The sequence below is a fragment of the Streptomyces sp. KL2 genome (assembly GCF_046529545.1).
Classification (GTDB): Bacteria; Actinomycetota; Actinomycetes; order Streptomycetales; family Streptomycetaceae; genus Streptomyces; species Streptomyces radiopugnans.
In genome coordinates, this window is record NZ_CP127170.1 from 2773045 (window position 1) to 2794786 (window position 21742).

Below are 21742 nucleotides of genomic sequence, written 5' to 3' on the forward strand. Positions count from 1 at the left end.
CGGAACGATTGCCGGGACTGTCCGGGGAAACGCGTAGCGCATCGGACGACGATGCCTTCTCAGGGAACCGGAGGAGACGCGATGGCGCGCGTGTCACGCAGGACCAGGACGGGTGTGGTGGCGGCGGCCGGACTGCTGGCCGGCACGACGCTGATCGGCGGCTGCGGCGGTGAGCAGGATTCCGGGCCGAGGGCCGGTGCCGGCTCCGAGGCCGGGGAGGAGAGCGCGACCGGAGGCGGCGGGGACGGCGCGGAGGGCGACGAAGCGGCCGCCGAGGTCGTACGGACCGCGCACGAGAAGACGGTCGCGGCCGAGACCGCGAAGATGACGCTGAAGGTGCGTGCCGCCATGGGCGGGCAGCAGCAGACCCTCACCGGTGACGGCACCGTGGACCTGGCCGACGGCACGAGCGACCTGACCTTCGAGGCGGGCGGCGGTGAGCGGATCGAGCAGCGGGTGGTGGACGAGACCCTCTACCAGCGGCTGCCGGACCAGGCGCGGGAGCAGCTCGGGGTGGACAAGCCGTGGGTCAGCGTCGACCTGCGGGAACTCGCCGGAAGCGACGGCACCGTGGGCGGTGTGCGGATCAACGACCCGATCAGGGGACTCGACTACACCAGGGCCCTGGACGACGACGCCACCCGTGTCGGCACCGAGGAGGTCGGCGGCGTGGCGACCACCCGCTACCGCGTGAACGTCGACGTGGAGGAACTCGCGGGTGAGAACACGGCCGAGTCCGAGCGCCTGCGGCAGCAGCTCGGCGACTCCCTGCCGATGCACCTGTGGCTCGACGACCAGGACCGCATCCGCCGCCAGCAGTTCGAGATCTCCCTCGACGGCGAGGCGGCACGGTCGAACTCCCGGGCCCAGTCCCAGCCGCCGTCCCGCGAGACCCGGGACGCGACAGTCCGCACCGTCATCGAGTTCAGCGACTTCGGCACCGAGGTCGAGGTCTCCCCGCCCCCGGCCGGGAAGACCGAGGACGTCACCGACAAGCTCGCCCGGCGGGCCGACCGCTCCCCGAACGGGTGAGATCCCCCGGCCGCCGACGAGTTCCGTCGGCGGCCGGCGTCACACCTCCACAGACGCCCCCGGCGGCGGGGACCGACGGGACCCGTGGGAACCGGCGGGACACGAGGCGAGATGAAGTACGGCCCCGGCCGGCGCTTCTGACACCCCTGGGGGCAGTGCCCGGCGCGGACCCGGAGCGCTCACCGCCTGCCGGGCCGTACGCGGCGGGCGCGCTCTGGGATGCTGAGGCGATGACGGCACCGGAAGCACGGTGGGAGCGGCGGCTCGAGAAGCTGTGGGCCTCCTTCGACGACCACGAACCCGACGATTTCCTGCGGCGGATCGAGACGCTGGCCGCCGAACTCCCGCCCGGCGACGCCGTCGCCCTTTACGAACTGGCCTCCGCCCACGACGCACTCGACCGTGAGGAGGAGGCCGCCGCCCTCTACCGCCGGTCCCTCGCGGCCGACCCGCCCGGTGGACGACGCCGACGGGCGGTGATCCAGCTGGCCAGCACCCTGCGCAATCTGGGGCGGGTGGAGGAGAGCATCACACTGCTGACGGCCGAACGGGAGACGCACTCCGACGAGTTGGACGACGCGGTCACCGCGTTCCTGTCCCTGGCGCTCGTCGACGCCGGGCGGGAACGGGAGGCGGCGGCCCTCGCCCTCACCGCCCTCGTCCCCCACCTGCCGGAGTACCGCCGCTCACTGACGCACTACGCCCGCGCCCTCACCGCCGGGGAGCGCACCTGAACCGGCTCCGACACAGCTGCCGTACCAGGCGGGCCCCCGGGAAAGACCGAGGCCAGGTGCGCGGCCCGGCTGCGGGCATGGGGCGGGTCCCGGACCTCGACGCGTTCGGAACCCGCCCTCTTTCTTCCGGCTTCTGCGGTCAGTCCGTCAGCGGCAGATAGACGCGATTGCCGCTCGCTGCGAACTCCTCGGACTTCCGCCTCATGCCCTCCTCCGGATCCAGGGCGAGGTCGCCGCCGTGCTCGCGGCGGATGTCCTGGGAGATCTTCATCGAGCAGAACTTCGGCCCGCACATCGAGCAGAAGTGCGCCGTCTTCGCCGGCTCCGCCGGCAGCGTCTCGTCGTGGAAGGCGCGGGCCGTGTCCGGGTCGAGGGCCAGGTTGAACTGGTCCTCCCAGCGGAACTCGAAGCGGGCGTCGGACAGTGCGTCGTCCCACTCCTGGGCGCCGGGGTGGCCCTTGGCCAGGTCGGCGGCGTGGGCGGCGATCTTGTAGGTGATGACGCCCGTCTTCACGTCGTCGCGGTCCGGCAGGCCCAGGTGCTCCTTGGGCGTGACGTAGCAGAGCATCGCCGTGCCCCACCAGGCGATCATCGCCGCACCGATGCCGGAGGTGATGTGGTCGTACGCCGGGGCGATGTCGGTGGTGAGCGGGCCGAGGGTGTAGAAGGGCGCCTCGTCGCAGATCTCCTGCTGGAGGTCGACGTTCTCCTTGATCTTGTGCATCGGGACGTGCCCGGGGCCCTCGATCATCGTCTGCACGTCGTGGGACTTGGCGATGCGGTTCAGCTCGCCCAGCGTGCGCAGTTCGGCGAACTGCGCCTCGTCGTTGGCGTCCGCGATGGAGCCCGGGCGCAGTCCGTCACCCAGGGAGAAGGTGACGTCGTAGGCGCGCAGGATCTCGCAGAGCTCCTCGAAGTGGGTGTAGAGGAAGCTCTCCTTGTGGTGGGCCAGGCACCAGGCCGCCATGATCGAGCCGCCGCGCGAGACGATGCCCGTCTTGCGCCGGGCGGTCAGCGGGACGTAGCGCAGCAGGACGCCGGCGTGGACGGTCATGTAGTCCACGCCCTGCTCGCACTGTTCGATGACGGTGTCCTTGTAGATCTCCCAGGTCAGTTCCTCGGCCTTGCCGTCGACCTTCTCCAGCGCCTGGTAGAGGGGGACGGTGCCGATGGGGACGGGGGAGTTGCGCAGCACCCACTCGCGGGTGGTGTGGATGTTGCGGCCGGTGGAGAGGTCCATGACGGTGTCGGCGCCCCAGCGGGTGGCCCACGTCATCTTCTCCACCTCCTCCTCGATGGAGGAGGTGACGGCGGAGTTGCCGATGTTGGCGTTCACCTTCACCAGGAAGTTCTTGCCGATGATCATCGGCTCGGTCTCCGGGTGGTTGACGTTCGCCGGCAGGACGGCGCGGCCCGCGGCGATCTCGTCGCGCACGTGCTCCGGCGAGCAGCCCTCCCGCAGCGCCACGAACTCCATCTCGGGGGTGATCTCGCCCCGCTTGGCGTACGCGAGCTGCGTGACGGCGGTGGTGCCGCCGCGGCCCCGGCGCGGCAGGCGGGGGCGGCCGGGGAAGACGGCGTCCAGGTTGCGCAGCCCACCGCGCGGCGAGGTGTGCCTGACGCCGTCGTCCTCGGGCCGCACCTCGCGGCCCGGGTACTCCTCGGTGTCCCCTCTGGCGATGATCCAGTTCTCCCGCAGCGGTGCCAGACCGCGGCGGACGTCGGTGTCGATGTTCGGATCGGTGTACGGGCCGGACGTGTCGTACAGCGTCACGTCGCGGCCGTTGGTGAGGTGCACTCTGCGGACGGGCACCCTGATGTCGGGGCGCGAACCGCTCAGATAGCCCTTGTGCCAGCCGGTCGCGCGCTCCTCGGCGCTCCCGGAGGCGGTTTCGGGCGTACGTGCGTCCTGCGAGGTCATGAGACCCAACTCCCTACGCCGGCATTACCCGGTAACAGGTTCGGCGGTCGACGCAGCCGTTTCCGTGGCGGTGTCCACGGAGGTCAGCGTCCTCTCAGCCCCGTGCTCGGAGCTCCCGCGGTGTGCAAAAGCGCCCCCACGCTAACGGCTGACACCGGGCGTGCGCCAGGGCGCCCCCTGCCGCGCCTGCGATGATCGGGCCGTGGACTCCTCCTCCCCGTTTCCCCCGCCGTCCCGCTCGCCGGTCCCCCCACCGGTGCCACCGGTGCCGCCCACCCCGCCGTCACAGCGCCCGTCGCCCGGCCACGGGACCGGCCACGAACCCGGCCACGGGCAGGCGCCGCACGCGCACGGACACTCGCACGGCCACCACCACGGGCCGCCCGCCCCCGTCTCGGCACGGCTGCGCAAGGTGGTCGCGGTGGTGCTGGTCCCGTTCGCGGTGGCGGTGCTCGCCGGGCTGGTGGCACTGTGGCCTGGCGGCGCGCCCGAGGGGAAGGACTCGCCCAGCGGCGTCGGCTTCGACCGGCAGACGCTCGGCGCACGGGTCACCGCGGTCGAGGAGGTCGACTGCGCGGAGGTGGGCGCCGCCCAACCGCCCGGCGGCCCGGGCGGCGCCGGGAACGCCGGCGGCGACGGGGGCGCGCAGGACGGCGGAAGCGGCGGCTCGGGCGCCCTGCCGGAAGGCTCCGGGAAGGGCACCTGTCTGCGGGCGACCGTCGAGGTCGCCGAGGGCAAGGACGCGGGCCACACGTTCCCGGAGATCGTCACCCCGGACGCCACGCGCCGGCTGAGCCCCGGTCAGGACGTGGTGGTGGCGTACGCGCCCGACGCCCCGCGCGAGTTCCAGTACAGCGTGGTGGACGTGGCGCGCGGGGTGCCCATGGTGGTCCTGGCGGGCGTCTTCGCGCTGGCGGTGGTGGTCGTGGGACGGCTGCGCGGGCTGCTGGCGCTGGTCGGACTGGTGGCCAGCTTCGGGGTGCTGACGCTGTTCATCCTGCCCGCGATCCTCCAGGGCTCCAATCCGCTGCTGGTGGCGGTGGTGGGCGGCAGCGCGATCATGCTGGCCACGCTGTACCTGTGCCACGGCGTCAACGCCCGTACCTCCGTCGCCGTCCTGGGCACCCTGGTGTCGCTGCTGCTGATCGGGCTGCTGGGCTCGGCGTTCATCGGATGGGCCGCGCTGACGGGCAACACCGACGACCAGACCGGGCTGGTGCACGGGCTGTATCCGGACATCGAGATCCGCGGGCTGCTGCTGGCCGGTGTGCTGATCGGTTCGCTGGGCGTGCTGGACGACGTGACGGTGACGCAGACCTCGGCGGTGTGGGAGCTGCGGCAGGCCGACCCGTCGGCCGGCTGGCGAAGGCTCTACGGCGCGGCGATGCGCATCGGGCGCGACCACATCGCGTCGGTGGTGAACACGCTGGTGCTGGCGTACGCGGGGGCCGCGCTGCCGCTGCTGCTGCTGTTCTCGATAGCGGAGAGCGGAATGGGCCAGGTGGCCACCAGCGAGCTGGTGGCGGAGGAGATCGTGCGGACGCTGATCGGCTCGATCGGCCTGGTCGCCTCGGTCCCGGTGACCACGGCGCTGGCGGCGCTGGTGGCGGTCGCCGACCGCCGGGGGCCGTCCGGCCGCGAAGGGGCCTCCGGCGGGGGGACCGCCGGCGGGCAGGGGCGTGCCCGGGGCCGGGGCGGCAGGCGGCGGGCGCGGCGCTGAGCCGCGCCCGCGGCGCCCTTGCCGGGGCACGGCGCCCCGGATCCCGTCAGCCTCCCGAGGAGGAGCCCGAGGAGGTGAACTTCCGCACCAAGTAGACCAGCGCGCCGACCAGCGCCACGAACAGCAGGAGCTTGAAGAGCAGCTTCACGACGAAGCCGACGACGGCGAAGATCAGACCGCCGAAGACGAAGAGCGCGATGAGCGGGATCGCGACCCACTTCACCCACCACGGCAGCGCCGCGAAGGTCTCCTTGAGATCCATGAGCGTTACCCGCTTCCTGAAGTCTCCGGCCGCCGGGCATGCCCGGCGCGCCGGTTGCGTCCGGTGCTTCCGGCTCCGATGCTAGGCGGGCGGACTCCTCGCCGGGACGCCGCGGGCCCGGGTCCTTCCCTGACCGGCCCCCTAAGGAGGACGGGTCCGTGCCGTCAGCCCTCGGGGGGAGAGAAGACCACCAGGACCCGCAGGTCCTCGGTGATGTGGTGGAACCTGTGCGGCACCCCTGCCGGCACGTAGACCACGCTGCCGCGCGCGACCGGGGTGGTCTCGTCCCCGACGGTGATCAGCGCCCGGCCGCTGGCGACGAAGTACACCTCGTCCTGCCGGTGCGGCTGCTGCGGGTCGAGCGCGCCCCGGTCCAGGGCGTACAGTCCGACGGACATGTTCCTCTCGCGCAGGAACTGCAGGTACGCGCCGTCGTTGGCGGCCCGCTCCGCCTCCAGCTCCTCCAGCCGGAACGCCTTCATGAGACCTCTGCCCCTCACCGGTAGGCGACCGTCCCCGTTTCTGGAACGATCTCGGACATGGTGAACTTCCTCGTCAGAACGATCGCCAACGCGGTGGCCCTGGCCGTCGCCGTCTGGCTGCTGGACGACATCACGCTCACGGGTGACGACACCGCGGGCAAGACCTTCACGCTGGTCCTCGTCGCGCTGATCTTCGGCCTCGTCAACGCCGTGGTCAAGCCGATCACGAAACTGCTGTCCCTGCCGCTGCTGATCCTCACGCTCGGCCTGTTCACTCTGGTGATCAACGCGCTGATGCTGCTGCTCACCTCCTGGCTGGCCGAGCAGTTCGACCTGGCCTTCCGGGTGGAGGGCTTCTGGACGGCGGTGCTCGGCGCCCTGGTGATCTCCATCGTGTCGTGGGCGGTGAGCGTGGTGCTGCCCGAGGGCGACTGACCGCCGCGCGGAGGCGGGCGGGGGACGGGGGCCGGGCGCGTCGCCGATGATGGAGGGCATGCGCACCTCTGACCCCGGCGCCCCCGGCACCCCCGGTGGTGTCCGTACGCCGTACCGCGTCTGCTTCGTCTGCACCGGCAACATCTGCCGCTCCCCCATGGCCGAGGCCGTCTTCCGCGCCCGCGTGGCGGAGGCCGGTCTGGCGGAGCTGGTGGAGGTGAGCAGCGCGGGGACGGGCGGCTGGCACGTGGGCGACGGCGCCGACTCGCGCACCGTCGCGGTGCTGACGGCAGCCGGATACGTCCACGAACACGTGGCACGGCAGTTCCGGCGCGACTGGTTCGAGCGGCTGGACCTGGTGATCGCCCTGGACGAGGGGCATCTGCGGGATCTGCGGAGGCTGGCGCCCGGCCCCGAGTACGCCCGCAGGGTCCGGCTGCTGCGCTCGTACGCCCCCGGCGCCGGCGAGGGCCTGTGCGGGCTGGACGTGCCCGACCCGTACTACGGCGGGCCGGAGGGCTTCGAGGAGTGCCTGGCCCTGGTCGAGGAGGCCGTACCGGGCCTGCTGGAGGAGGTGCGGGCCGCCCTCGGCCGACCGGCCGGCGGCAGGGCCGGTGACGGCGACGGGGCGGCGGTGCGGTGACGGGCGGGTCCGGAGGTCCCGGGGGAGGCGTCGCCGGACGGGTGGCCGCCCTGACCGGCTCGGCCGCCGGGCATGCGCGGCCCGTGGGCGGCGGCGACATCTGCGACGCGTACCGGATCGCGCTCGCGGACGGCCGTACCGTCTTCGCCAAGACTCTTCCCGGCGCTCCCCGCGGCTTCTTCGCCGCCGAGGCCGCCGGCCTGGAGCTGCTGCGCTCCACCGGTGCGGTGGCCGTGCCGGAGGTGATCGGCGCCGAGGCGGACGTGCTGGTGCTGGAGTGGGTCGAGCCGGGCGCGGCGAGCGCCGGGCAGGCCGAGCGGCTGGGCCGCGAGCTGGCCGCCCTGCACTCCGCGCCGGCCCCGGTCTGGGGCGGCGCGGACCCCGACCTCCCCGTCCACCTGGGCTCGGTGCCCCTGCCCTCGCCGCCGGAGCCGCCCTCGGGGGCGGAGGACTGGCCGGCCTTCCACGCCCGGTGGCGGCTGCTGCCCCTGCTGCGGCGGGCGGTGGACGGCGGGGGTATCGGGAAGGGGGACGCCCGGGACGTGGAGCGGCTGTGCGAGCTGCTGGCCGCGGACGGGGCGGCGGGCGGCGAGGTGGCGGGTCCTCCGCAGCCGCCCGCCGTCGTCCACGGCGATCTGTGGTCGGGCAACGTCCTGTGGTCCGCCGACGGCCGCGCCCGTCTGATCGACCCGGCCGCGCAGGGCGGCCACCCCGAGACGGACCTGGCGGTGCTGGAGCTGTTCGGCTGCCCGCACCTGGGGCGGCTGCTGGCGGCGTACGAGGAGGTCCGCCCCCTGCCCGGCCGGAGCGGGCGCGTGCCGCTGCACCAGCTCCAGCACCTGCTGGTGCACGCCGTCCTCTTCGGCCCCGGCTACGGCGCCCGCTGCGGTGCGGCGGCCCGGGCGGCGCTCGGCTGATCGGCGCACGTACGCTCGAAGGCGCCGGACGGGCTGGCGGGGGAGAGCGACGAGGAGCGGGCATGACGCGCGAGCGGGACGGGCGGGACGGGCGGGACGGGCGGAACGGGCCGGTCCCGCGCGGTGACGGGACGCGGGTGGTACGGGCCGGGCTGCCGGAGGAGGAGCCGTACGCGCCGCCGCTGCCGGGCCCGGTGCTGGCCGCGCACTTCCACCTGCCCGGGGATCCGGCGCAGGCCCCCTACACCTACGGCCGCGACGGCAACCCCACCTGGACGGGCCTGGAGCAGGCCATCAGCGAGCTGGAGGCCCCCGGCGACGAGGCGGCGCGCACGACCGTCTTCGCCTCCGGCATGGCCGCGATCTCCGCGGTCCTGCTGTCGCGGACGCGGCCCGGCGACGTGGTGGTGCTGCCCTCGGACGGCTACAACCTGCTCGTCCCGATGCGCGAGCGGCTGGAGGGCTGGGGGGTGGAGGTGCGCACCGCGCCCACCGGCGGCGACGCGCAGCTCGACGCCCTGGACGGGGCGGCGCTGCTGTGGATCGAGTCCCCCTCCAACCCCGGCCTGGACGTGTGCGACATCCGCCGCCTGGCCGACGCCGCCCACGAGCGCGGCGCGCTGGTCGCGGTGGACAACACCCTGGCCACCCCGCTGGGCCAGCGCCCGCTGGAGCTGGGCGCCGACTACGCGGTGGCCAGTGGCACCAAGGCGCTGACCGGCCACGGTGACGTACTGCTGGGCTACGTGACGTGCCGGGATCCGGAGCTGGCGGCGTCGGTGCGGCTGTGGCGCAAGACGGTCGGGGCGATCCCGGGGCCGGTGGAGGCGTGGCTCGCGCACCGCTCCCTGGCCACGCTGGAGCTGCGCACCGAGCGGCAGGCCGCGAACGCGCTCGCCGTCGCCGAGGCGCTGCGCGAGCGGCCGGAGGTGCGCGACGTACGGCACCCGGGGCTGGCGGACGACCCGGCGCACCCGGTGGCGGCGCGGCAGATGCGGCGCTTCGGCTGCGTGGTCTCCTTCACGCTGCCGGACAAGGCGTTCGCCGAGCGGTTCCTGGCCGCGCTGCGGCTGGTGGACGACGCGACGAGCTTCGGCGGGGTGCGTTCCACGGCCGAGCGGCGCGGCCGGTGGGGCGGGGACGCGGTGCCGGAGGGCTTCGTGCGGATGTCGGTGGGGGTGGAGGACGCGGCCGATCTGGTCGCCGACATCCGGGCGGCGCTGGACGGCGCCGGGCGCGGCTGACGTACGGGCCGGTGCGGAGGCGTGCGGCGGGGCTCGGCGGGGGCTGGGCGGGAAGCGATGGGGCGCGGGGCGGCTTGAAGCTCCCCCCTCATGCCTCAAGCCGCCCCGTGCGACGCGCGTAAACAGCGCATGGTCAAGGTTAGTTGACTGAGCGTTATTGTCCAGTCGCCGGATCGGCGCCCGCCCGCCCTCCTGTCCGCCCGTCCCCTCCCCGTCCGCCCCGCGCGGGCGGGGGCGGCGGCCGGGAGCCGCGGGTCACCAGGGGCGCGCGGGGCCGGCGCGGGCGCCCGTGGCAGAGCCGGAAGGTTTCGCCGGCCCCGGCGCGGGCCAGACCTTCCCCATGACCGCCGACGCGCGCCCCGTGGTCAAACGCACCGCCCGGGCCATCCTGCTCGATGACGACGAGATGATCCTGATCAAGCGGACCAAGCCCGGCCGCGAGCCGTACTGGATCACCCCGGGCGGCGGCGTCGAGACGGGGGACGCCACCGTCGTCGACGCCCTCCACCGCGAACTGGACGAGGAGCTGGGGGCGAAGGTGACCGACGTGGTCCCCGCCTTCGTCGACACCGTCCCCTACGACCCGGCCGAGGACGCGGGCAGCGGCGCGGCGGTCCTCGCACCGTGGGCCGCCAGGGCGCCGGACGCCGCGAGGGGCGCGGTGAAGGTGCAGTTCTTCTTCGCCTGCCGGCTGGCCTCGATGGACCTGTCGCGCAGGCACGGGCCGGAGGTCGACGAGCCGCGCGGCGAGTACGAGGTCGTCCGCGTCCCCTTCACCCGCGCGGGCATCGCCTCGGTGGAGGTGGTGCCCCCCTCGCTGCGGGCCTACCTCGACGCCAACGTCGAGGGCGTGCGCGCCCTGCTGGCCCCGGATCTGGGCTGACGTCCGCAGGACCGTCCGCATCCTGGCCGGTCGGGCCTGCCGGGCCGGGGGCGGCGGGGAGGCCGCTCAGCCGAACCAGCCGCGGAACGGCGTCCGTTCGTCCTCCTCCCGGCGCTGCCGGGCCTTGGCGAGCAGCCGCTCGGCGTGGGCGCGCCAGGCCGCCGGGTCGTCGGAGGGCGGCACGGGCCCGCCCGGCCCGCCCGTGCGAGCGTGCTCGCGCGACGGCCGCGCGGCGGCGGGCCCGCCGCGCCGGCGCGCCTCCTCCGCCACCCCGAAGAAGTCCCCGCCCTTGCGCCGCTGGTCGTCCGTGCCCCAGTCGCGCGGGGTCCCCTTGGGCGCCCGCTGCAGATGCGGGATGTGCTTGGCGCAGTGGATGTACGCTTCCTCCACCGTCACCCGCACCCACACCAGCGCCCGCCGGCCGGGCACGGGGTCGGACGGCAGGTCCGGATGGACCGAGCGCAGCTCGGCGTCCTCGACGACCTCGGCACGGCCGTTGACGTGCAGACCGATCCGGGCCTGGAAGAAGTCGACCATCAGGATGCCCAGATGCGGGTTCTCCTGGATGTTGCCGAGGCTGGCGTGCACGCCGTTGCCGCGGTACTCGGGATAGACCAGGGTCCGCTCGTCGATCACGTGCAGGAAGCCGGGCGGCCCGGCCCGGAAGGAGTTGTCGCACTCGCCGTGCCGGTCGGCGGTGGCCAGGAAGAACATCTCCTGCCGGCCGATGAACTCCCGCATCCGCTCGTTGAGGTGGTCGAGCATCTGCTCGCCGTAGAAGCGGTCGGCGCGCTCGGTCGTGCCCAGACGCCGCTGCATCGCGTGCTCGCCGTCGCTGCCGGGGCGTACGGGCCCGGGTTCGGCCTCGGGTTCGGCGACCGGATCCGGGGCGGGAGCCGGGCCGGGAAAGGGAGGCGGGGCCGGGGCGAAACCGGCCGCCTGCCGGTGCCGCCCGGCCGGCGCCGTGTCCTCCGGCTCGTCCACCGCCCACGCCGGGCGTGCCGCCGTACGTGCCGCCCCGCCCGGCCCGGGCACCGTCCGGACCGTTCTGAGCATCATGGTGGCGTCGACTGCTTCCGTCGCGTCCACGTCGTGGTTCACGTGGTGGTTCCGTCCTGTCTCGCTGTCGCGTCCGCTTCGTCCGCCCGCCGTTCCCGGGCTTCCCGTGCCTGTGCGGGGCCCCGCGGGCCTCAGCCCCGCAGGGCGGCCAGCCCGTCGAGGGAGTCGTGCCGTATCCGGTCGGAGGGGATCCCCGCCCCCACCAGCGCGTCCACCCCGCTGCGGATCATCCCCGGCGGGCCGGACAGATAGCCGTCGAAGGCGTGCCACGGCCCGCCCTGCCGTACCGCGTCCGGAAGCCGGCCGACGATCCCGCCCGACGGCCCCTCGACCACCGGGCGGACCGACAGCCACGACAGCCTCCGCTCCATCTCGCGCAGGGTGTCCAGGTCGTACAGGTCCAGGTCGCTGCGGGCGCCGTAGAACACCTCCACCGGGCGGGCGCGGCCGTGCCCGGCGACGTCCTCGACCAGCGCCTTGATGGGCGCGATGCCCGTGCTGCCGCCCAGGCAGAGCAGGCCGTTGCCGGAGGAGTGGTCCACCGTCATCGATCCGGCCGGCCCTCCCAGCCGCAGCACGTCGCCGGGGCGGGCCCGGTGGACGAGCGCGCGCGAGACCCAGCCCGCGGGCACGGCCTTGACGTGGAAGACCAGCAGCCCGTCGGGGCGCGGGGCGCAGGCCAGTGAGTACTGCCGCCACACCCTCGGCCACCAGGGCGTCTCGACACTGGCGTACTGGCCGGCCAGGAACGGGTAGGGCTGGTCGGGCCGGACGGTGATGACGGCGATGTCGGAGGTGCGCATCTCGTGCGAGACCACCTCGGCCTGCCACAGCGCGGGCGCCTTCCGCGCGTCCTCGGCCGCGGCGTCGATCATGATCTGGGAGATGGCGGTGTAGGCGCGCACCCAGGCGGCCTCCGCCTCCTCGCCCCAGGTGCGCGGGGCGTAGCGGGCCAGCGCGTCGATCAGGCACTCGCCGACGGCGGGGTAGTGCTCGGGTCTGGTGCCGTACTTGCGGTGGCCGCGGCCGAGGTGGGACAGGTACTCCACCAGCGTGCGGCGTTCGTCGACCAGCCCGGCGGCGGTGAGCAGCGCCTTGAACAGCCGGTCGCGCTGGGCGTCCATGGCGGCGGGGAACAGCGTGCGCACACCCGGGTTCCGGGTGAACAGCAGGGCGTAGAAGTACGAGGTGAGTGCCTGGGAGACCGGTTCCACCTCGTCCAGGACGCGGCGTATCAGCTCCGCGTCGCGGGAGGGCTCGAACCGCCCGTAGCCGGGGTTGGCGGTGAACTCCGGGACCGGACCGGGCGCGGAGGGCGCGGGCCCCGGTGCGGGCCCGGGGCGGGACGGCGGTGCCATGTGCTCCTCCCCCTCACCCGGTTTCGGAGCGAACCAGCTCCAGTCACCGCCTCCGCCGCCGTCGGTGGGAGGCCCACCGGCCGCGCGCTGGGGAGTTCCGTTGCCCGCCGACGTAGTGGCCATGGTCTGTCTCGCCTCGTACATCTTCCGATCGGTCCGGTCGCTTACAGAGCGGAAACCACCTGTACGGAGTCCCCCGTTTCGTCGGCTGCGGATATGCGTGAGCGGTGATGCGCGGTCTCGACCATACCGGTGCACGATCGATACACAACCCCCGCTCGGACTTCCACCGAATTCCACGGACTCGGCCACCCCTCGGAATTGCGATGCGCCCGCTCCCGACGCCGGGCCCCTGCGCAGGGCGGCCGGGAAAAACCCGAACACCCTTCCGGTCAGGTGGTATCACCGTGCCATACCTCTCGGTCGCGGCGCGGGAGGCGCGGCGGGAGGACCCTTCGCGCCGGATCGGTCACCCCGGATCCGCCACACCCTCCATACGCTATCTTCACTTTTCCGGCGGAGAGTGCGGAAAGTAGCGGAGAGTTCTCTGTCCGTGCTTTTCCAGAGCGACCCCGCTCCCTTTCCAGTCGGCTTGCGAATTCCGGCCGGACGCGCCCGGAAAAGCGGCGAAAGCGTGTACCCGGAAAGTTCCGGGGCATGCCCCGCGCCCGCGGCGGCCGGTACGCGGTGGGCACGGGCGGGGAGGATGTGCGTAAACCGGTGGCCGCCCCGGTGCCCGTCGGCCAGGCTGTACGTCCGTGACACCCGCTCACTCACGGCCCCCGTACCCGCTCCCGCCCGTCCGCCGCCTCGCCCTCGCCGATCTGCCCGCCTGCCTCGATCTCGCCGCCGACCGCGGCTGGACGCGCGAGGAGCACAAATGGCGGCTGCTGCTGACCGCCGGGCAGGGCTACGGCATCGACGCCCCCGGTGGCGACCCCCGCGGCGGCCTGATCGGCGCCTACGTCCTCACCTCCTACGGACCGCAGCCCGCCTCCCCCGACCCGCGTGCCCGCACCTGTGTCGGCATGGTGCTGGTCGCCGAGCGCCACGCCCGCCGGGGCCTGGGCCGCCACCTGATGCGGCACGCGCTGGAGGAGTCCGGGGACGCCGTCGCGTTCCTGACCGCCACCCCCTACGGCCGCCCCCTCTACGAGGAGCTCGGCTTCGCCCCCGTCGGCACCACCGTCATGCTCACCGGCCGCCTCGCCCCCACCCGCTCCCCGGAGCCGCCCGTCCCCGTACGCGACGCCACCGCCGCCGACCTGCCCGCCGTACTCGCCCTGGACGCACGGGCGTTCGGTGCCGACCGCGCCCATCTGATCGTCCGGCTGCCGTCCTTCGCCGACCACTTCGTCGTCGCCGCGCCCCCGGCAGGGCCCGGCGTCCCGCCGGGCGGCGAGGCCCCGGGTGGGATCGCCGGCTTCGCGGCCGCCTGGCCGAACGAGGGCACCACCGTGATCGGCCCGGTCGTGGCCGAGGGGGAGACCACCGCCCGGTCCCTGATCAACGAACTCGCCTCCCGCACCGACGGCCCGGTCCGCTACGACGCCGACCTCCGCCACCGGGGACTGGTGGACTGGCTGCGCTCGGGCGGCCTGGACGGGGACTTCACCACCACCGTGATGGTGCGCGGCGCGCCGGACGTCCCCGGTGACCTCGGCCTCCGGTTCGCCCCCTACTCGGTGGCGCTGGGCTGAGGCCCGGACCCGGGCACCGGCACGGAGCCGGGGCGCCGGGCCGTGGCACGGGCGTCCGGGCGCGGGGTCACCCCGCGCGCCACCCCCGCGGGTCCACACCGCCCGGAACGGGCGCGTCCGGGTCGTACGGGGCCCGGGTGAAGACGAACGTGCCCAGGTCCAGATGGCTCACCGACCCGTCCTCCTCGCGCACCACCCGCAGCGTCTCGCCCGCGTAGTAGCCGTCCAGTCCGGTCCAGGTGCCGTCCGCCTCCGGCCGGAAGCGCGAGGCCCGCCCGGTGCCGCCGGCCGGGACCAGTTCCAGCGCCCGCCCCTCGCGCACCCGCAGCGCGAACGCCGCCGGCCCCCAGTACCACGGCCCCGTCAGCGCCAGCAGCTCCGGATCGGCCTGCGAGCGCGGACGCCACGGCTCGGGGAGGGACGGCTCGCGCTCGGCGACGATCCCCAGCAGATCCGCCGCCAGACCGCCCACCGGCAGCCCCGAGGTCGCGTTGACCAGCGCCACACTCGCCAGCCGCTCCCCGGGAGCGGTCCACACGGCCGCGAGGAAACCCGGCATGGAACCGGTGTGCCCGGCCAGCAACCGCCCGCCGGAGCGCACCAGCTGCATCCCCAGCCCGTACGCCTGGTCCCACGCCTCCGCCTCCGGCGCCACCGCCGGCGCCCGCATCCGGGCCAGGCTCTCCGCTCCCAGCACCCGGTCGTCGCCCGCCGTCAGGAACGCCGCGAAGCGGCCCAGGTCCCGGGCCGTGGACCAGAGCTGCCCCGCCGGCGCCATCCGCCCGGTGTCCGCGAGCGGTTCGGGCAGCACCGCGTCCGCCCACGGGTGCACGGCCCACCCCCGGGCGTACGGCTCACCGGGCAGCGGCGTCGTACGGTCCATGCCCAGCGGGTCGAGCACCTCCTCGCGCAGTACGTCGTGCCAGGGCGCACCGCGCAGCCGCTCCACCAGGGAGCCCAGCAGCGCGTAGCCCAGGTTGGAGTAGTGGTGCCTCCGGCCGGCCGGATGCCGCACGGGCCGCTCGCCGAACAGGTCGGCCGTCTCGGGGCGCAGTCCGCCGGGCGTCCGCTCCCACCAGGGGCCGCGCGGCTCGGCGGCCAGCCCGGCGGAGTGGGACAGCAGCTGGGCGACCGTCGCCGAGGCCACCTCGTCCCCGGCCCCGGCGGGCACCTCCAGATGCTCACCGAGCGGATCGGACAGGTCCAGCAGCCCCTCGTCGCACAGCCGCATCACCAGCACGGCGACGAACGTCTTGGTGATCGAACCGATCCGGTACCGGGTGTCCGCGGTCGGCGCCCCCTCCGTCTCCCCCGGCTCGCCGGGCGGGCCGACCGCACCGCCCCGCACCCCCGTCCACACCGTCCGTCCGTCCCGCACCACGGCCCCGACCGCCGACGGCACCCGCCCCTCGGCCTGGGCGACGGCCAGCCTGTGGAGGAGTGCGCGACGGGTCTCCGGCAGCAGCTCGGCGTCCATGTCCCCGCTGGAATCGATCATCCGCCCACTCTCCCCGGCGACACCCGGCGGAGGCCAGCGTTTTCCGCCGCGCCGCCCCATGGTGACGAGTGTGCCGCGGATGTGGACGACTCCCGCCGGCGGCCCGGGACGGGACTCCTCGAAGGGGACCTGTCCCAAGCTCCCGCACCGGCGCGAGAGTTCGCACGCTTTCATGCCATTCGATCGTGTCTTCACATGTTTCACCTCGTTCTCACGGTGAGGGGCGGGGCCATCGGGGTGACGCCCGAACGGAGGAGACGGCGACGGTGAACGAGGAAGTCCTGCTGGAGTCGAGGACGCTGCGCGAGAGCGTGGCCGAACACACGGGCGCGCTGGACAAGGTGAAGGTGCTCTCCGTCCTGCCGGACGGGATGCATGTCACGACACGGATGGTGGCCGATTACTTCGAGGTGGGGGAGACCGTCATCCGCGCCGTCGTCCACGACCACCGCGACGAGTTGGAGGCCAACGGCTACCGCGTCCTGACAGGTCCGGAACTGAGTTGCTTGAAGCAACTCTGTGGACTGCACCCGCGCACCCGCTCCGTCGCGGTCTTCTCCCGGCGCACCGTCCTCAACGTCGCGATGCTGCTGCGCGACAGCGTCGTCGCACGTCAGGTGCGTGCCTACCTGCTGGACGCCGAACGGAACACCCGCCCCCAGCCTGTGGACAACCTTTTCCACATCGACCTCGATGCCCTGGACGAGCGCATCACGCGCATCAGCGCGGAGACCGCGGGCCGGCTCATCGGACGGACCATCGTCCCGATGCTGAACCACCTCATCCACGCCTCCGGCGAGCAGCGCCGGGAGCTGACCGCGATCCGCGAGGACCTCGAACGCGTCGAGCGGACCCTTCAGGAGAGGGGGCTCACAGGAGCGGTGGCGGCCATGGACGCGATGGGACGGCGCGAGTTCGAGAACCACGTCGCGGGGCTCTGCCGCCGTGACGGATGCACCGTGGCGAACACCGGATCCGGCAGCGGCCTGAGCGCCGGCCTCGTCGGGCGCACCGCCGACGGGCGGCGGCTGGTGGTGCGGTGCGAGCACTCCGCGCCGCACCGGGTCGTGGGGAGCGCGGCGATGCGGAGGTTCACCGGTGTGGCCAAGCTCGAGTACGAGGCGGAGGTGGCGCTGTTCGTCACCACCTCCACGTTCACCCCCGCCGCACTCGACCTCGCGGCCCGCCACGGCATCACCGCCGTGCATCGCGCGCTGCTGGAGGCATGGAGCACGGGGACGGCGCTCCAGGTGCTGCGCTGACGGCCGGCACGATCGGTACGCACGACACGGCCAGTACGCGCGGCACGACCGCGTACGAAGGCCCGAAGTCGCAAGCGGAAGTTGCGGCTTCGGGCCTCGCGCAGTCTAGCGGCGGCCGCCGCCCCCATGCGGTGGTTCCGATCAGAGCGCCAGCTTGAATCCCACGTGCGAGGCCGTGAAGCCCAGCCGCTCGTAGAACCGGTGGGCGTCCGTGCGGGTGGCGTCGGAGGTGAGCTGGACCAGGGCGCAGCCCAGGCGCCGCGCCTCCTCGACCGCCCACTCGATCAGCCGGGTGCCCAGGCCCCCGCCGCGCTCGCCGGAGTGGACGCGTACGGCCTCGATGAGCGCACGGCTCGCGCCGCGCCGCGACAGCCCGGGGACGACGGTGAGCTGGAGCGTGCCGACGACCCGGCCGCCGCGGACCGCGACGACCAGGTGCTGGTGGGGGTCGGCGGCGATCTCCTCGAATGCCTCGCGGTAGGGGGCGAGGTCACCGGGCGACTCGCGGCGGGCGCCCAGCGGGTCGTCGGCGAGCATGTCCACGATGGCACCCAGGTCGTCCGCCGTCGCCGGGCGTATGTCGAAGTCGCTCATGATCGGCACCCTATGCCGCCCGGCGCGGCGGCACCGGTCCGTCCCGCCGGTCCGTCCCGTGTCCGTCGCACCGGTCCGCCCGCCGCACACGTCCGATTCCTTCAAGACCTCCGGACCGGAGCCGCCCTAACGTGGCCGCATGGCACCCCGTATCGATCTCTTCGGCCTTGTCACCTCCGACATGGCCGCCTCGCTCGCGTTCTACCGCCTCCTCGGCCTCGACATCCCCGCCGACGCCGACGGGCAGCCCCATGTGGAGGTCCCGCTGCCCGGTGGGCTGCGCATCGCCTGGGACACCGTCGAGACCATCCGGTCCTTCGACCCCGGCTGGACTCCACCGAGCGGCGGCAGCCGCGTCGAACTCGCCTTCGCCTGCGACGATCCGGCCGACGTCGACCGGCAGTACGCCGAGCTGACGCGGGCCGGCCACACCGGGCACAAGGAGCCCTGGGACGCCTTCTGGGGCCAGCGGTACGCCGTCGTCCTCGATCCCGACGGCAACGCGGTCGCCCTCTTCGCCCCGCTGCGGGACGGCGCGCCCGGCGATCAGCCCTCCGGTGGTCAGCCCCCTGGCGGTCAGCCCTCCGACAGCAGCACCGAGAGCTGAATCCCGGCCAACGCCCTGACCTCGCGCGACAGATGGGCCTGGTCCGCGTACCCGGCGACGGCCGAGGCCGTCGCCGGCGGCACGCCGCCGCGGACCAGGCGCAGAGCGTGCCGGAACCGCAGCACCCGGGCCAGGGTCTTGGGGCCGTATCCGAAGGCCGCCAGCGAGCGGCGGTGGAGCTGCCGCTCGCTCAGCCCCACCCCGCGCGCCACCTCGGCCACGCTCACACCGTCCCGCAGCCCGCTCGCCACCGCCGTCACCGCCGCCACCGCCGACGGGTCGCCCGGCGCCCGGCGCAGCCGCATCGCGGCCGCCTCCTCCAGTACCGCCGCCCCGTCCCGCGCTCCGGCCACACGCTCGGCCAGCTCCCGCGCCTCGCGCTCCGGCCAGAGCGCCTCCAGCGGCACCCGCGCGTCACGCAGCTCGCACGCCGGCACGCCCAGGACGCGCGGCCCCGTGCCGGGCGGGAACCGCAGCCCCACACAGCCGGTCCCCGGCGGATCGTCGGTCAGGTGGGCTCCGGTGTCCGGCCCGGCCACCAGCAGTCCGCCACCCGTCCAGATCAGGTCCATGCACCCGTCCGGCAGCACCCGCACCCGGTGGGGGTGCGCGAGGGCCTCCCGGCGCCACACCACCGTGCCGGCCACCCGCCGCGATCCCCGCTCCTCGTACACCCCTCCAGCCTCCCACCGCCCCTCCACGGCGGCGGCCCGGACATCAGGTCTGGGCCATGTCCACGAAGCGCGAGTAGTGCCCCTGGAAGGCCACGGTGATCGTCGCCGTCGGGCCGTTGCGGTGCTTGGCCACGATCAGGTCCGCCTCACCCGCCCGCGGCGACTCCTTCTCGTAGGCGTCCTCGCGGTGCAGCAGGATGACCATGTCCGCGTCCTGCTCGATCGAGCCCGACTCGCGGAGGTCCGAGACCATCGGCTTCTTGTCGGTGCGCTGCTCGGGGCCTCGGTTGAGCTGGGAGAGCGCGATCACCGGAACCTCCAGCTCCTTGGCCAGCAGCTTGAGGTTCCGGGACATCTCCGAGACCTCCTGCTGACGGCTCTCGGGACGGCGCGAGCCGCCCGACTGCATCAGCTGGAGGTAGTCGATGACGACCAGCCGCAGATCGTTGCGCTGCTTGAGGCGGCGGCACTTGGCGCGGATCTCCATCATCGTCAGGTTCGGCGAGTCGTCGATGTACAGCGGTGCGCCCGTGACCTCGGGCATCTGGCGCGCCAGCCGGTTCCAGTCCTCGTCCGTCATGCTGCCCGACCGCATGTGGTGCAGCGCCACCCGCGCCTCGGCGGACAGCAGGCGCATCGCGATCTCGTTGCGCCCCATCTCCAGCGAGAAGATCACGCTGGGCAGATTGTGCTTGATCGAGCAGGCCCGGGCGAAATCCAGCGCCAGGGTGCTGTTATGCGTGGGGACCATGGACCGGCTGCACAGGTACAGGTGTGCCGGGTTGTCGACCTGGACGCACCGCACCGGAACGGATTCGATCTCCTCCACGCTCGTGATGAACCGCTGCCCCGGCTTCGGCGTGGACGGGCGGAGGCGGTCCCGGTGCGCCTGCTTCTTGCGGCCCAGCCGGAACACCTCGTCGTCGGTGGTGAAGGTGACCGTGTAGCGGGTCGAGGACTCCTCCGATCTGCCCTTGACGCGCTTGGTCGCCATCCCGCACCGGTACCCGAGGCTCATGACCAGCTCCCGGAACCCTTCGGCGAGAGCGTGGTTGGTGACGGCGAACTGCACGGAGCCGGTGCGGGAGACGGTGCCGTCGGTGTCGAGAAGCCCCGCCAGCAGTGCTCTCCGCTGGGCGATGGACCCTCGCAGGTACTCGGTGGGAATGTGCTTGTTCCCCAGCACGCCCAGTTCTCGGAGAAGGACGAGGAAGCTGCCGTGCCGCCCGGTGCACGGGGCGCAGGACCGCTCGAGGCGTTCCGGTGCGTCCACTGTCGGGGACAGAGCGTAGGTGACTTCCGTGTTGCCGACCGGGCGGGTGGTGATGCCGTCCTTCTGAACGTACTCCAGGATCTCGGGGTCCACGGTGGTCAGGCGTGCGGCGGTGCTTGAGCCGTCTCCGAGCCAGACGCCCAGGGTGTAGGGCGGGATCGGGAGCGCTCGTTCGGGCAGGTCAAGCGGAGCGGTGTTGCGCACGGAGTGGTTCGTGCGCCGGTCGGCGGTCAGGCACCGTACCGTCTCCGCGATCTCCTTCGTGGTCTTCACCGTCGCGGCTCGGTGGGCGTAGCGCCGGGAGGAGCGGGTGTCGGTGAGCCACTGGTGCTCGGCATCCGCGACAACCGTGGTTCCGTCATCGAAGGTGATCCGGTAGCACGGGCGGCCGTGCATGACGTCGGTCGCGGCGACTACGCGGGTGGGGCGCCCGTCGGCGTCGAGGAGATACTCCCCTTCGCGGACTTCACCCATCGTGGTCCACCCGTCAGGGGTGGGAAGCGGGGTGTCGAGCGCCAGCGCCTTCCCCATCGCGGGCCTGGCCGCGATGACGATCATCTGGCCCGGGTGGAGGCCGTTGGTCAGCGAGTCCAGGTCGGTGAAGCCCGTCGGCACGCCCGACATCTGGCCGCTGCGCGAGCCGATCGCCTCGATCTCGTCGAGCGCGCCCTCCATGATGTCGGCGAGTGGGAGGTAGTCCTCCGAGGTGCGCTGCTCGGTGACGGCGTAGATCTCCGCCTGGGCCGAGTTGACGATCTCGTCCACGTCGCCGTCGGCCGCGTACCCCATCTGCGTGATGCGGGTGCCCGCCTCCACCAGGCGGCGCAGGACGGCTCGTTCGTGGACGATCTCCGCGTAGTACTGGGCGTTGGCCGCGGTGGGGACGGCCTGGACCAGGGAGTGCAGATAGCCGGGGCCGCCGACCTTGGCGATCTCGCCGCGTCTGGTCAGCTCGGCGGCGACGGTGATGGGGTCGGCCGGCTCGCCCTTGGCGTAGAGGTCGAGGACGGCCTGGTAGATCGTCTCGTGGGCCGGACGGTAGAAGTCCTGGCCCTGAAGGGTCTCCACCACGTCCGCGATGGCGTCCTTGGACAGCAGCATGCCGCCCAGGACGGACTTCTCGGCGTCGAGGTCCTGCGGGGGGACGCGGTCGAAGCCGCCCACCGGGCCCGAGGGCCAGGTGTCGGCGCCGCGGTCGTGGCGCTCGCCGTCCGCGGCCGCGTCACGGCTGCGGCGGGAGACGGGGAGGTGGTCTCCCGGGCCCGGGGCCCCAGTGGCGTATCCGGGTGCCGGGCTGTCGACGTGCTCGGACTGCGTCACCCCGCCACCTCCCTCCCGTTCCTCACGACCCGCGCGCCCCTCTTTCCTACGGCACGGCTCTGACACTGGGCTCGCCCGCTCTCCGGTCGCGGCACGGCTGCGGACCGGGCGAAGAAGAGGGGAA

At 73.6% G+C, this 21742-nt stretch carries 19 protein-coding genes, 1 pseudogene and 1 riboswitch; of the genes and pseudogenes, 11 read left to right on the forward strand and 9 right to left on the reverse strand.

Annotated elements, in window-relative coordinates; all coding sequences use genetic code 11:
• Positions 1-81 precede the first annotated feature (81 nt).
• Positions 82-1032, forward strand: a complete 951-nt coding sequence (locus QPK52_RS12555) for a hypothetical protein (protein ID WP_410537557.1) — start codon at positions 82-84, stop codon at positions 1030-1032.
• A gap of 230 nt (positions 1033-1262) precedes the next feature.
• The gene (locus QPK52_RS12560) at positions 1263-1766 is read left to right on the forward strand and encodes a tetratricopeptide repeat protein (RefSeq protein WP_410537558.1); all 504 of its coding nucleotides are present in this window, start codon (positions 1263-1265) and stop codon (positions 1764-1766) included.
• Between the two features lie 139 nt (positions 1767-1905).
• Here the strand turns inward: QPK52_RS12560 and thiC are convergent, their stop codons facing one another.
• Entirely contained in the window at positions 1906-3687 is a 1782-nt protein-coding gene (gene thiC, locus QPK52_RS12565) for a phosphomethylpyrimidine synthase ThiC (RefSeq protein ID WP_410537559.1), read from the reverse strand.
• Positions 3681-3816, reverse strand: a riboswitch (TPP riboswitch). (Overlaps the previous gene by 7 nt.)
• A 136-nt stretch (positions 3817-3952) precedes the next feature.
• Here thiC and QPK52_RS12570 point away from each other — a divergent pair.
• Positions 3953-5407, forward strand: coding sequence for a YibE/F family protein (locus QPK52_RS12570; protein WP_410537560.1), 1455 nt, complete (start codon positions 3953-3955; stop codon positions 5405-5407).
• Between the two features lie 46 nt (positions 5408-5453).
• Here QPK52_RS12570 and QPK52_RS12575 read toward each other — a convergent pair whose 3' ends face one another.
• Both QPK52_RS12575 and QPK52_RS12580 read right to left on the reverse strand, forming a co-directional pair.
• Entirely contained in the window at positions 5454-5669 is a 216-nt protein-coding gene (locus QPK52_RS12575; protein ID WP_410537562.1) for a DUF5326 family protein, read from the reverse strand.
• Between the two features lie 164 nt (positions 5670-5833).
• The gene (locus QPK52_RS12580; RefSeq protein WP_093851904.1) at positions 5834-6151 is read right to left on the reverse strand and encodes a cupin domain-containing protein; all 318 of its coding nucleotides are present in this window, start codon (positions 6149-6151) and stop codon (positions 5834-5836) included.
• A 57-nt stretch (positions 6152-6208) separates the two neighbouring features.
• Between QPK52_RS12580 and QPK52_RS12585 the strand changes: the two genes are divergently transcribed.
• The 5 genes from QPK52_RS12585 (at position 6209) to QPK52_RS12605 (ending at position 10273) form a co-directional block, all read left to right on the forward strand.
• Positions 6209-6586 carry a phage holin family protein gene (locus tag QPK52_RS12585; protein WP_410537564.1) on the forward strand — a complete coding sequence of 126 codons (378 nt, stop codon included), beginning with the start codon at positions 6209-6211 and terminating at the stop codon, positions 6584-6586.
• Between the two features lie 58 nt (positions 6587-6644).
• Positions 6645-7229 (forward strand): low molecular weight protein-tyrosine-phosphatase, encoded by a 585-nt coding sequence (locus QPK52_RS12590; RefSeq protein WP_410537565.1) that lies wholly within the window; start codon positions 6645-6647, stop codon positions 7227-7229.
• A gap of 41 nt (positions 7230-7270) precedes the next feature.
• The gene (locus QPK52_RS12595; protein ID WP_410537566.1) at positions 7271-8146 is read left to right on the forward strand and encodes a fructosamine kinase family protein; all 876 of its coding nucleotides are present in this window, start codon (positions 7271-7273) and stop codon (positions 8144-8146) included.
• A 62-nt stretch (positions 8147-8208) separates the two neighbouring features.
• The gene (locus QPK52_RS12600; RefSeq protein ID WP_410537568.1) at positions 8209-9390 is read left to right on the forward strand and encodes a cystathionine gamma-lyase; all 1182 of its coding nucleotides are present in this window, start codon (positions 8209-8211) and stop codon (positions 9388-9390) included.
• 340 nt (positions 9391-9730) lie between these two features.
• Positions 9731-10273 carry an NUDIX domain-containing protein gene (locus tag QPK52_RS12605; RefSeq protein ID WP_410537569.1) on the forward strand — a complete coding sequence of 181 codons (543 nt, stop codon included), beginning with the start codon at positions 9731-9733 and terminating at the stop codon, positions 10271-10273.
• A 66-nt stretch (positions 10274-10339) separates the two neighbouring features.
• Here the strand turns inward: QPK52_RS12605 and QPK52_RS12610 are convergent, their stop codons facing one another.
• Complete coding sequence (locus QPK52_RS12610) at positions 10340-11092, reverse strand: pyridoxamine 5'-phosphate oxidase family protein (protein ID WP_410540312.1); 753 nt, start codon at positions 11090-11092, stop codon at positions 10340-10342.
• Positions 11093-11463: 371 nt separating this feature from the next.
• Complete coding sequence (locus QPK52_RS12615) at positions 11464-12834, reverse strand: globin domain-containing protein (protein WP_410537570.1); 1371 nt, start codon at positions 12832-12834, stop codon at positions 11464-11466.
• A 614-nt stretch (positions 12835-13448) separates the two neighbouring features.
• On the opposite strand from QPK52_RS12615, the gene QPK52_RS12620 reads away from it, so the two are divergent.
• Positions 13449-14390: a GNAT family N-acetyltransferase gene (locus tag QPK52_RS12620; RefSeq protein ID WP_410537572.1), complete on the forward strand. Its 942-nt coding sequence runs from the start codon at positions 13449-13451 to the stop codon at positions 14388-14390.
• A 67-nt stretch (positions 14391-14457) separates the two neighbouring features.
• On the opposite strand, the gene QPK52_RS12625 is transcribed toward QPK52_RS12620, so the two are convergent.
• Complete coding sequence (locus QPK52_RS12625; protein WP_410537573.1) at positions 14458-15888, reverse strand: serine hydrolase domain-containing protein; 1431 nt, start codon at positions 15886-15888, stop codon at positions 14458-14460.
• Positions 15889-16154: 266 nt separating this feature from the next.
• Between QPK52_RS12625 and QPK52_RS12630 the strand changes: the two genes are divergently transcribed.
• Complete coding sequence (locus QPK52_RS12630; RefSeq protein WP_410537574.1) at positions 16155-17150, forward strand: restriction endonuclease; 996 nt, start codon at positions 16155-16157, stop codon at positions 17148-17150.
• A gap of 141 nt (positions 17151-17291) precedes the next feature.
• On the opposite strand, the gene QPK52_RS12635 is transcribed toward QPK52_RS12630, so the two are convergent.
• Positions 17292-17744 carry a GNAT family N-acetyltransferase gene (locus tag QPK52_RS12635; RefSeq protein WP_093657181.1) on the reverse strand — a complete coding sequence of 151 codons (453 nt, stop codon included), beginning with the start codon at positions 17742-17744 and terminating at the stop codon, positions 17292-17294.
• A gap of 139 nt (positions 17745-17883) precedes the next feature.
• Between QPK52_RS12635 and QPK52_RS12640 the strand changes: the two are divergent.
• Positions 17884-18267 (forward strand): annotated as a pseudogene (locus tag QPK52_RS12640) (VOC family protein); the annotation flags it as partial.
• A gap of 53 nt (positions 18268-18320) precedes the next feature.
• Here QPK52_RS12640 and QPK52_RS12645 read toward each other — a convergent pair.
• Both QPK52_RS12645 and dnaB read right to left on the reverse strand, forming a co-directional pair.
• Positions 18321-19025, reverse strand: coding sequence for a helix-turn-helix domain-containing protein (locus QPK52_RS12645; protein ID WP_410537575.1), 705 nt, complete (start codon positions 19023-19025; stop codon positions 18321-18323).
• Between the two features lie 43 nt (positions 19026-19068).
• Complete coding sequence (gene dnaB / locus QPK52_RS12650; protein WP_410537576.1) at positions 19069-21618, reverse strand: replicative DNA helicase; 2550 nt, start codon at positions 21616-21618, stop codon at positions 19069-19071.
• Positions 21619-21742: the final 124 nt, after the last annotated feature.

What these genes read in the sequence shown, in the direction of transcription:
- QPK52_RS12605 (WP_410537569.1), top strand. Translation starts at nt 9,731, where the DNA reads ATGACCGCCGACGCGCGCCCCGTGGTCAAACGCACCGCCCGGGCCATC.
- QPK52_RS12600 (WP_410537568.1), top strand. Translation starts at nt 8,209, where the DNA reads ATGACGCGCGAGCGGGACGGGCGGGACGGGCGGGACGGGCGGAACGGG.
- QPK52_RS12555 (WP_410537557.1), top strand. Translation starts at nt 82, where the DNA reads ATGGCGCGCGTGTCACGCAGGACCAGGACGGGTGTGGTGGCGGCGGCC.
- thiC (WP_410537559.1), bottom strand. Translation starts at nt 3,687, where the DNA reads ATGACCTCGCAGGACGCACGTACGCCCGAAACCGCCTCCGGGAGCGCC.
- QPK52_RS12560 (WP_410537558.1), top strand. Translation starts at nt 1,263, where the DNA reads ATGACGGCACCGGAAGCACGGTGGGAGCGGCGGCTCGAGAAGCTGTGG.
- QPK52_RS12575 (WP_410537562.1), bottom strand. Translation starts at nt 5,669, where the DNA reads ATGGATCTCAAGGAGACCTTCGCGGCGCTGCCGTGGTGGGTGAAGTGG.
- QPK52_RS12615 (WP_410537570.1), bottom strand. Translation starts at nt 12,834, where the DNA reads ATGTACGAGGCGAGACAGACCATGGCCACTACGTCGGCGGGCAACGGA.
- QPK52_RS12625 (WP_410537573.1), bottom strand. Translation starts at nt 15,888, where the DNA reads ATGATCGATTCCAGCGGGGACATGGACGCCGAGCTGCTGCCGGAGACC.
- QPK52_RS12580 (WP_093851904.1), bottom strand. Translation starts at nt 6,151, where the DNA reads ATGAAGGCGTTCCGGCTGGAGGAGCTGGAGGCGGAGCGGGCCGCCAAC.
- QPK52_RS12635 (WP_093657181.1), bottom strand. Translation starts at nt 17,744, where the DNA reads ATGAGCGACTTCGACATACGCCCGGCGACGGCGGACGACCTGGGTGCC.
- QPK52_RS12610 (WP_410540312.1), bottom strand. Translation starts at nt 11,092, where the DNA reads ATGCAGCGGCGTCTGGGCACGACCGAGCGCGCCGACCGCTTCTACGGC.
- QPK52_RS12585 (WP_410537564.1), top strand. Translation starts at nt 6,209, where the DNA reads ATGGTGAACTTCCTCGTCAGAACGATCGCCAACGCGGTGGCCCTGGCC.
- QPK52_RS12590 (WP_410537565.1), top strand. Translation starts at nt 6,645, where the DNA reads ATGCGCACCTCTGACCCCGGCGCCCCCGGCACCCCCGGTGGTGTCCGT.